Annotated in this window: 2 protein-coding genes; both read left to right on the top strand. The window is 35.6% G+C overall.

The features are described from left to right. Nucleotides 1–604 precede the first annotated feature (604 nt). The gene (locus tag FEFB_RS08100; RefSeq protein WP_047975740.1) at nucleotides 605–1,084 is read left to right on the top strand and encodes a hypothetical protein; all 480 of its coding nucleotides are present in this window, start codon (nucleotides 605–607) and stop codon (nucleotides 1,082–1,084) included. A gap of 98 nt (nucleotides 1,085–1,182) precedes the next feature. After that, nucleotides 1,183–1,779, top strand: a complete 597-nt coding sequence (locus tag FEFB_RS08095) for a YitT family protein (protein WP_047975739.1) — start codon at nucleotides 1,183–1,185, stop codon at nucleotides 1,777–1,779. Nucleotides 1,780–1,886 lie beyond the last annotated feature (107 nt).

The raw sequence follows: 1,886 nt of genomic DNA, 5'->3' as shown, positions 1-1,886 counted from the left end.
TTTGGTCAAGTCGCTAACATCGTTTAAAGAGCATTCTGCCCACTCTCCCGTCTTTGACGGGTTATGCTTAGCCAGACTTCCGCTCTGAGCTTAAAACGCCTCTCAGAGCCTCCTAGGTGCTAATCTAGGAGCCACTACTTTGCCAATCACTTGCTGGGCGAGCTAACCCATGTCCAATTATTCATTGCCCAGTTAAACGCTACTTCAACCTTTGGACGTGGTTTGGTCGCTATTTGCAAGCCACCTGACGGGTACACGCCTGTCCCGTTTCAATCTTATAGGGTAACGGCCCAAAGGAAAGCAAAAGCCGTCACAGTAACTAAAAAGGAGACCGCCTAGCAATTGCTATGCGATCTCCCAATGTCTTTTTTGGTTGATTATTTATGCTTCTAACGTTAGAATATCCTTAAAGGGGAGACCCGTTAATATTGTAAGAAGATAAATGCATGGCAACTGGTTAGGACAGTTACTGTGCAGGCCATCAGTTCGTTTGGTAGACGGCTGATGGCCTTTTTTCGTATGTATTTGTTACAAGGAATATAGCATAATAGACCATATAAAAACAATTCAATTATCGCTTTAACTCTAAAATTAGGATTTAACCATGCCCAAAACAATCAAGGAACTATCAGAAGAAATCGGCGTATCAAAACAAGCGATTAATCGATTTTTGACCTCTGATTTTAGGAAACAACATGTGACAACTAAAACCGACAACAAGGTTGGCGCTCTACTTGTCGATAAATCAGGAGAAGCACTGATAAAAAAGCATTTCTCAACCGACAACGACCGACAACAAACCGACAACGACGACCGACAACACGTTGTCGGTCTACTAGAAAGACAACTTGAAGATCAGCAACGAGAATTAGCCGAAAAAAACAAACAAATCGAGGCCAAAGATACTCAAATATCGAACCTACAAAACCTACTCGACCAATCGCAACAATTACAACTTATTTCGGAAAAGAAGTTAGCTGAAAATAAACAAATTGCTGAACAATACCAACAAAACTTTAATCAATTAATTTCGAAAAGAAAACACAGTTTTTTTTCTAAAATATTTCATTTGAGTAATAAATAACGCTTAAAATGGGAATAAGGTTCACTTCTAATCTCCACTATTGGAATAAAAAAAGTATATTATTAACTTATTATATCGATGTAATTAAGAAGGTTATTATGAAAAAAACTATCAAAATTTATTATTTATTATTAGGTCTATTTATTATAGGTGTTTCTGCGTCATTATTAAGAGAAACCGGGTTAGGTGTCGATCCATTCACCGCTTTGAGTATTGGACTAGCAACAAAATTAAATATTCCCTTATCAATTACCCAATTTCTTATTAATCTTATTGTTTTTCTATATATGTTGTTTAGTGACAGGAATAGGATAGGTATAGGAACCGTTCTAAATATGACCTTGGTTGGTGTATTTATTCAAATTTCTTCTCAAATTCTTCTGTCATATCATCTATCTCAGTTAGAAATTTTTCCAAAAATTGTTATCCTGTTAGTTGGATTGTTATTGTTCACACTAGGTTCAGCCATTTACATGTCTGTCAACATGGGACAGTCACCTTACGATGCAGTAGCTCCTATATTATCAAAACAAACGAACCTAAAATATAGTGATGTCCGAAGCTTTCAAGATATTATTGTTGTCATTTTAGCTTTTATCGTTCATGGTCCTATTGGTTTAGGCACAATAGTAATAGCACTCGAAGCTGGTTCATTGATTTCCAAATGGAATTCCATTATTCCAAAAATAGAATAATAATGATCTCAATAACCAGAAATCCATCAATAATATTAACTCTTAGTTAAAAGGCAGATTCTATAATTAATTCGAACGAGAAAATTTAAAATAAAAACCCAAAGAAT

Source organism: Fructobacillus sp. EFB-N1 (assembly GCF_001038455.1).
GTDB lineage: Bacteria > Bacillota > Bacilli > Lactobacillales > Lactobacillaceae > Fructobacillus > Fructobacillus cardui.
This window is presented reverse-complemented; position numbering and strand designations above follow the sequence as displayed.